Origin of the sequence: Streptomyces sp. NPDC023723 (genome assembly GCF_040639815.1) — a bacterium.
GTDB lineage: Bacteria > Actinomycetota > Actinomycetes > Streptomycetales > Streptomycetaceae > Streptomyces.
Genome location: NZ_JBFAAP010000008.1, coordinates 229,387 through 236,375 on the forward strand (window position 1 = coordinate 229,387; position 6,989 = coordinate 236,375).

General features: G+C 72.7%; 10 protein-coding genes. 7 read left to right on the forward strand and 3 right to left on the reverse strand.

What is annotated here, in order from left to right; translation table 11 throughout:
* Positions 1 to 70 precede the first annotated feature (70 nt).
* The 7 genes from AB0G32_RS12720 (at position 71) to AB0G32_RS12750 (ending at position 4,857) form a co-directional block, all read left to right on the forward strand.
* Positions 71 to 391 (forward strand): TcmI family type II polyketide cyclase, encoded by a 321-nt coding sequence (locus tag AB0G32_RS12720; protein ID WP_361161955.1) that lies wholly within the window; start codon positions 71 to 73, stop codon positions 389 to 391.
* On the forward strand, positions 379 to 582 hold the full coding sequence (locus tag AB0G32_RS12725; protein WP_361161957.1) for an acyl-CoA carboxylase epsilon subunit: 204 nt from the start codon (positions 379 to 381) through the stop codon (positions 580 to 582). The genes AB0G32_RS12720 and AB0G32_RS12725 overlap by 13 nt, the downstream gene beginning before the upstream one ends.
* Positions 579 to 914: an antibiotic biosynthesis monooxygenase family protein gene (locus tag AB0G32_RS12730; RefSeq protein ID WP_361161959.1), complete on the forward strand. Its 336-nt coding sequence runs from the start codon at positions 579 to 581 to the stop codon at positions 912 to 914. The genes AB0G32_RS12725 and AB0G32_RS12730 overlap by 4 nt, the downstream gene beginning before the upstream one ends.
* On the forward strand, positions 911 to 1,246 hold the full coding sequence (locus AB0G32_RS12735) for an antibiotic biosynthesis monooxygenase family protein (protein ID WP_361161961.1): 336 nt from the start codon (positions 911 to 913) through the stop codon (positions 1,244 to 1,246). The genes AB0G32_RS12730 and AB0G32_RS12735 overlap by 4 nt, the downstream gene beginning before the upstream one ends.
* A 10-nt stretch (positions 1,247 to 1,256) precedes the next feature.
* Entirely contained in the window at positions 1,257 to 2,438 is a 1,182-nt protein-coding gene (locus AB0G32_RS12740) for an FAD-dependent monooxygenase (RefSeq protein WP_361161964.1), read from the forward strand.
* 21 nt (positions 2,439 to 2,459) lie between these two features.
* Complete coding sequence (locus AB0G32_RS12745) at positions 2,460 to 2,915, forward strand: anthrone oxygenase family protein (RefSeq protein ID WP_361161966.1); 456 nt, start codon at positions 2,460 to 2,462, stop codon at positions 2,913 to 2,915.
* 148 nt (positions 2,916 to 3,063) lie between these two features.
* Positions 3,064 to 4,857 carry a biotin carboxylase N-terminal domain-containing protein gene (locus tag AB0G32_RS12750; RefSeq protein ID WP_361161968.1) on the forward strand — a complete coding sequence of 598 codons (1,794 nt, stop codon included), beginning with the start codon at positions 3,064 to 3,066 and terminating at the stop codon, positions 4,855 to 4,857.
* 79 nt (positions 4,858 to 4,936) lie between these two features.
* Here the strand turns inward: AB0G32_RS12750 and AB0G32_RS12755 are convergent, their stop codons facing one another.
* From AB0G32_RS12755 to AB0G32_RS12765, 3 genes are all read right to left on the reverse strand, one after another.
* Positions 4,937 to 5,386 carry a nitroreductase/quinone reductase family protein gene (locus AB0G32_RS12755; RefSeq protein WP_361161970.1) on the reverse strand — a complete coding sequence of 150 codons (450 nt, stop codon included), beginning with the start codon at positions 5,384 to 5,386 and terminating at the stop codon, positions 4,937 to 4,939.
* A 40-nt stretch (positions 5,387 to 5,426) separates the two neighbouring features.
* Positions 5,427 to 6,134: a response regulator transcription factor gene (locus tag AB0G32_RS12760; RefSeq protein WP_361161972.1), complete on the reverse strand. Its 708-nt coding sequence runs from the start codon at positions 6,132 to 6,134 to the stop codon at positions 5,427 to 5,429.
* Between the two features lie 384 nt (positions 6,135 to 6,518).
* The coding region (locus AB0G32_RS12765; protein WP_361161974.1) for an adenosylhomocysteinase at positions 6,519 to 6,989 on the reverse strand (471 nt) is incomplete at its 5' end.

Genomic DNA, 6,989 nt, shown 5'->3' on the forward strand with positions numbered 1-6,989 from the left:
CAGCAACCTAATCACTTGAGTCCGGGCCGCCGGCCGGCCGGACATGGACGAAACATGGACAGGAGCGCTCATGCAGTACACGCTGATCGTCGCCCGCATGGCCCCCGAGGACAGTGAGCGGGTGGCCGGCGTCTGGGCCGAGTCCGACGCCACCGACCTGCCCCACCTGGTGGGGGTGAAGCACCGCAGGCTCTTCCGGTACCAGGGCCTGTACTTCCAGCTGATCGGCTCCGAGGAGCGCGTCGGCGGCCGGATCGAGGAAGTACGCGGCCACCCCCTCTTCCAGGACGTCAACGAGAAGCTCAAGCCGCACATCGGCGCCTACGACCCGCTCACCTGGCGCGGCCCCGCCGACGCGATGGCCGAGGAGTTCTACTCGTGGAACGCGTGAGCGAGCCCGGACCCGCCGCCGGACCGGTGCGCATCCTGCGCGGCACCCCCGACGCGCACGAGACGGCCGCGCTGCTGGTGCTGCTCGCCCGGCTCGGCGGCGCGCCCGAGCAGCCGCGCCCGCGGCCGGTCGCGCGCCCCACCTGGCAGCCGTTCACCGCGCACAGCCCGGGCGGCTGGAGGCACACATGATCCGCACCGTCCTCGACATGCGGGTACGGCCGGGCCAGGCGCAGGAGTTCGAACGCACCTGGCGGGCCGCCGCCGTGGTGGCCGGCCGCTATCCCGGCTCACTGGGCCAGACCATGCTGCGGGAGCCCGCCGACCCGCTGCGGTACACCATCACCGCGGACTGGTCCTCGCGCGAGGAACTGACCCGCTACCAGGACAGCGAGGACCGCAAGGCGCTCTCCGCCGCGCTGGACCTGCTGCGGGAGTCGGCCGCCAAGTCCCTCTACGAGGTGGTCGCGCACATCGGCGCCGCCACCCCCACCGCCCCCGCGACGGAGAAAGGCACGGCATGACCATCCGCGTCATCATGACCGCCACCATCAAGCCCGAGGACTTCGACGCCTTCGAGGCGGCGTACCTCGACGTCACCAGCAAGGTCCGCGGCACCCCCGGCCACATCCGCGACGCGCTGCTGCGCGACGCCGCGGACCCGACCAAGTACTCGCTGCTCGCCGAGTGGGAGGACGAGGAGCGGTTCCGCGCCTGGGCCGACGACCCGGAGCACATGCGGCAGTCGGCCGCCATGTTCCCGTTCTGGGCCGACAGTTTCCAGCGGTCCGTACACGAGGTGCGGGCCACCCTCGAGTCCTACCAGACGCCGCGCGTTCCGCCCGCGGCCGGTTGAGAGGAGCACCATGCCCGTCCAGAAGGCTGTGGTGATCGGCGCCGGCATCGGCGGCCTCACCACGGCGATCGGCCTGCGCCAGGCCGGCGTCGACGTCCAGGTGTTCGAGCGCCGCACCGAGCCGAGCCGGCTGCTGACCGGCGGCGGCTTCATGCTGTGGCACAACGCCTTCGTCGCGCTGCGCAAACTGGGCCTCGACGACCAGGTGAGCAAGGTCAGTTCGGACATCGACTTCCACGAGTTCCGGTCCGCGAACGGCCGTACGCTGGCCCGCTGGGCGATCGCCCCGGAGGCGGCCCGGATCGGCGCGCCCGCCGTGGCGCTGCGCCGCTCCGACCTGAACTCCCTGCTGCTCCAGGAGGCCGGTGACACGGTGGTGATGGGCGCCCAGTGCGTCGGCTTCGAGCAGGACCCGGACGGGGTGACGGCCCGGTTCGCGGACGGCTCCGAGGAGCGCGCCGACGTGCTGATCGGCGCCGACGGCATGCGCTCGGCGGTGCGCGGCACCCTGCGGCACGGCCACGACCTGCCGCCCCGCTACGCCGGGTACACCGCCTGGCAGGCCATCGCCGAGCTGCCCGGCGAGGACCTCGTGCCCAGCGGGACCTTCTTCAACCTGTGGGGCAAGGGCGGCTTGCGCTTCCTGTACTGCCGGCTCAACGACCGCGAGGTCTACTGGGACGCCATCACCTCGGACGCGGCGAGCACCCCGTTCGACATGTTCCGCAAGGACAAGCGCCAGGTGATGCGGGAGACGTACGCCGACTGGCAGGACCCCATCCCGCGCATCCTGGCGGCCACCCGCGAGGACGCCATCCTGCCCATCGACATCGCGGACCGGCCGCCGGCCCGGGACCGGGCGTGGAGCCACGGCCGGGTGGTGCTGGTCGGGGACGCGGCGCACGCCATGACGCTCAACCTCAGCCAGGGCGCCGGCCAGGCCATCGAGGACGGCGCCGTGCTGTCCGGGCTGCTGGCCCGCGAGCCGGACCTGCCCACCGCGCTCGCCAGGTACGAGAGCCTGCGCAGGCAGCGGGTGGAGTCGATGGTGCGCGGCGCGTACCGCATCGGCGAACTCGGCAAGTGGCAGAGCTCGCTGGCCTGCGGGGCGCGCGACCTGTTCATGCGCGCGTTCTTCGGCACCTTCGCGAAGAAGGGCACGTACCGCCTGATGATGAACTTCGACTACTGAGCCCTGGGAGGCGGTTTCGTCGTGTACGTCGACCTCCTGGCGGCGCTGCTCGTCCTGCTCAGCGGTGCGCTGGCCGGGGTGCTGGTGGCCGTCGAGATCGCGGTGGTGCCCATGCTGGCTCAGCTGCCGGGCCGCCGGTACGTGCAGGTGCACCGGCTGCTGGACCCCCGGTTCGACCCCTTGATGCCCACCGTCGACAAGGTCGCGCTGGGGGCCGGTCTGCTGCTGGTCGTGCTGGCGCCCGGCTGGGCCGCCAAGGGCGCGTTCGCGGTGGCGGAGGCGGGCCTGATCGGCGTGGCGCTCGTCTCGGAGCTGTCCAACGTGCGGATCAACCGGTCCATCGACACCTGGGAGCCGGACCGGCTCCCGCCGGGGTGGGCCGAGACCCGCGCCCGGTGGGCCCGCGCCAACCGGGGCCGCACCTGGATCGCCGTGGCGGGCTTCGCCGCGGCGGTCGCCGGCACATGTCTCGTGTGAGCCGGCGCCGCGGACCCGGCCCCGGCGGACCCGGAGTGGTACGGGCACTCCGGGTGCGCCGGGGCGGGTCCGTTTCCGCCGGGCCCGGACACACCCGGGCGGGCCGCCCCGTGGCGGACGCCCCCGTCCAGAACAGGGAACGGATCGCATGAAGAAGGTACTGATAGCCAACCGGGGCGAGATCGCGGTGCGGGTCGTCCGGGCCTGCCGGGACGCGGGCCTCGGGTCCGTCGCCGTCTACGCGGACCAGGACCGGGACGCGCCGCACGCCCGGCTCGCCGACGAGGCGTTCGCGCTGCGCGGCAGCACGGCCGCGGACACCTATCTCGACGCCGGCAAACTGCTGGCGCTGGCCGCCGAGTCGGGTGCGGACGCCGTCCATCCCGGGTACGGCTTCCTGTCCGAAGACGCGGAGTTCGCGCGGGCGGTGACGGCCGCCGGGCTGACCTGGATCGGGCCGCCGCCGGAGGCGATCGAGCGGCTCGGCGACAAAGTGGCCGCCCGGGAGATCGCCCGCCGGGTGGACGCCCCGCTGACGCCCGGCACCGAACGGCCGGTCGAGGGCCCCGACGAGGTGCTCGACTTCGCCCGGCAGCACGGTCTGCCGCTGGCCATCAAGGCGGCCAACGGCGGCGGCGGTCGCGGTCTGAAGGTGGCCCGCACGCTGGCGGAGATCCCCGAACTGCTGGAGTCCGCCTCGCGCGAGGCGGCCGCCGCCTTCGGCCGGGGCGACTGCTTCGTGGAGAAGTATCTCGACCGGGCGCGGCACGTGGAGACGCAGTGCCTGGCGGACCGGCACGGCACCGTGGTGGTGGTCTCCACCCGGGACTGCTCGGTGCAGCGCCGCCACCAGAAGCTGATCGAGGAGGCGCCGGCGCCCTTCCTCACCGCCGAGCAGGAGGAGACGCTGCGGTCGGCGTCCCGGGCGATCCTCGCCGAGGCGGGCTATGTGGGCGCGGGCACCTGCGAGTTCCTGCTGGGCGAGGACGGCACGCTCTCGTTCCTGGAGGTCAACACCCGGCTCCAGGTGGAGCATCCGGTCACCGAGGAGATCACCGGCATCGACCTGGTCCTGGAGCAGTTCCGGATCGCCGGCGGCGAACCGCTCGGGTACACCGACCCGGTGCCGCGGCGGGGCCACTCCATCGAGTTCCGGGTCAATGGCGAGGACGTGGGCCGCGGTTTCCTGCCCACGCCGGGCACGGTGACGCGCTGGAGCCCGCCGGCCGGTCCCGGCATCCGGGTCGACACCGGCATGGTGGCGGGCACGGTGGTCGACGGCGCCTTCGACTCGATGCTGGCCAAGCTGATCGTCACCGGCGCGGACCGCCGGCAGGCGCTGGCGCGGGCCCGGCGCGCCCTCGCGGAGTTCACCGTCGAGGGCGTGCCCACGACGCTCGCGCTGGCCCGGGAGCTGCTGGACGTCCCCGCCTTCACCGCCGAGGACCCGGAGACCGGGTTCGCCGTGCACACCCGGTGGCTGGAGTCGGACGACTGCACGGTGCGCGTCGCGCCGTGGGAGGGCGGCGACACCGCCGCCGGGGACGACGCGGGCGGCGCCGGCCGGCTGTCGTACACCGTCGAGGTGGGCGGCCGTCGCCTGGAGGTGGCGCTGCCCGGGACCCTCGCGGCGATCGGACCGGCGGCCGGGCGGGCCGGCGGTGGCGGCAGCGCACCGCGCCGCAGGCAGCGCGCCGCGGCGGCCACCGCCGCGGCCGGCGGGAACGCGCTGAGCAGCCCGATGGTCGGCACCGTCGTCAAGATCGCCGCCGTCGAGGGCGCCCGGGTCGCCGAGGGCGATGTGCTGTTCGTCATCGAGGCGATGAAGATGGAGCAGCAGATCAAGGCGCACCGCGCGGGAGTCGTGCACGGGGTCGGCGTCGCCGTGGGGGCGAGTGTGTCCCGGGGCGCCGCGCTGTGCGAGATCCGTACGGCGGCGTAGCGGCCGTCCGCCCGGCACGGGACGGAACCCGGGCCCCGCACCGGCGGGCCCGGGTTCCGTGGTCGTACGGGGGCGACGGTCACACGGGGACGACGCGGAAGACCGGGATCCCGGGCGCCGCCCGCTCGAAGCTCTCGGGAGACTTGTCGGCGACCACTCCGTTCTTCACGAAGATGCCGGCGCCCATCGGGACCTGGGTCGGGAACTGCCGGGCGATCGGCGCCCGTTCGGCGACCGGCACCTCGACCAGCTTGACCGGCACCGCCTTCCGGCCGCGCACCAGGGTGCCCTCACCGGCCGCGCGCACGTTCTTCACCCAGTCGGACTGGGGGAACGCCTGGAGGATGTACATGGTGCCGTCGATCTTCACCGGGGCCACCGGGTTGGTGAACTCCCGTCCCGACCGCCGGCCCCTGACCCGCAGCAGGTGCATGGGGCCGACCGGCATGCCCATGCTGTGGAACAGCTCCATCATCTTGTTCCCGAACTTCTGGAACGCGGACACCTTGGGACGAGTGGATGTGGACATGATCTCGCTCATCTCTGTTGCTTCGGGCTCGGATCGGGTGTCAGGCCACGCTGCCGGTGGTGCGGGCGGTGCCGGGAAGTGCGGCGGCCATCGAGCCGCCCGGTCGCACCAGGCCGGTGCGGTAGGCCAGGGTGATCACATCGATACGGCTGTTCAGGGCCAGCTTGCCCATGAGGCTGTGCACATGGCTCTTGACCGTGGCCCTGCTCAGCTCCAGCGCCGCCGCGATCTCGTCGTTGCTCCAGCCGCGGAGCATCAGCTGGACGACCTCGGTCTCCCGGGCGGTGAGCTGGTCGAAGCGGCGCTGGACGTCGGATCGCCGCTGCGGCGGCACGCTGGGCGCGGCCTCCGGCCGGCCGGCGGCCACCTGGTAGCCGGATCTGACCAGCCGGATCGCCGGGATCAGGCTCGCGCGGTCGACCCGGTTGACGTACAGGTCCGGGCCGCTCTCCCCGGTGGCCCCGGTCCCGGTACGCCGCCGGGACGCCGAGACCACCAGGATCCGCGGCCTGGGCGTGCTGCCGGCCAGCGCCTGGACCACGCGGGAGGCATCGGCGTCGTCGAGGACGACCACGACATGGGGGCGGTGTTCGGCGACGGCCCGGTGCACATGGGCCGGATCGGCCGTGCATCCGACCGCGCGCAGGCCCTCTTCCCCGGACACCACCGCGACGGTCTCGATCCTGCTGAAGAGGCTGCCGCCCAGTACGGCGACTCGCGTGAGCCGGCCGGCTCCCTCGTCATGCACGTCAGGTAATTCTCGGCGCACTGAGACTCTCCTCCAGTGATCGGCGCTCGGCCGCCCGGCGGGTTCGCCATGCCTCGTCGTCGAAGAACGGCAAATTCATTACGTAGCGAACTATTTAATAGTCGCATGGGGGTCCACCTCTGTCAACGCGGGTCCACCCCCTCTCCGCCTCTCCCGTCCCCCGTGAAAGCCGCCCCGCCGGAGCGGATCAGTGACTCGGCCGACATCGTGTCACCGGCCTTCGGCGGAGGGTCGCCGGTGGCCGGAAGTCGCTTCTGGTCCTGACCGGAACGCGGTGTCCCGGCCTGGGACACAGCAGAATTACCCGCCGCCGGGAGGGCGACGGGAGACCGGCCGGACCGGCGCGGGGCCCGGGAGCGGGGATCAGTAGCGGTAGTGGTCCGGCTTGTACGGGCCCTCGGCCCGCACGCCGATGTACTCGGCCTGCTCCGGGCGGAGCGTGGTCAGCCTGACGCCGAGCGCGTCGAGGTGAAGCCGGGCGACCTTCTCGTCCAGGTGCTTGGGCAGCACATACACACCGGTCGGGTACTCGTCGGGCTTGGTGAACAGCTCGATCTGGGCCAGCGTCTGGTCCGCGAACGAGTTGGACATCACGAACGACGGGTGGCCCGTCGCGTTGCCCAGGTTCAGCAGCCGGCCCTCGGACAGCACGATCAGCACCTTGCCGTCCGGGAAGGTCCAGGTGTGCACCTGCGGCTTGACCTCGTCCTTGACGATGCCGGGGGTCCTGGCGAGGCCCGCCATGTCGATCTCGTTGTCGAAGTGGCCGATGTTCCCGACGATCGCCTGGTGCTTCATCCTGGCCATGTCCGAGGCCATGATGATGTCCTTGTT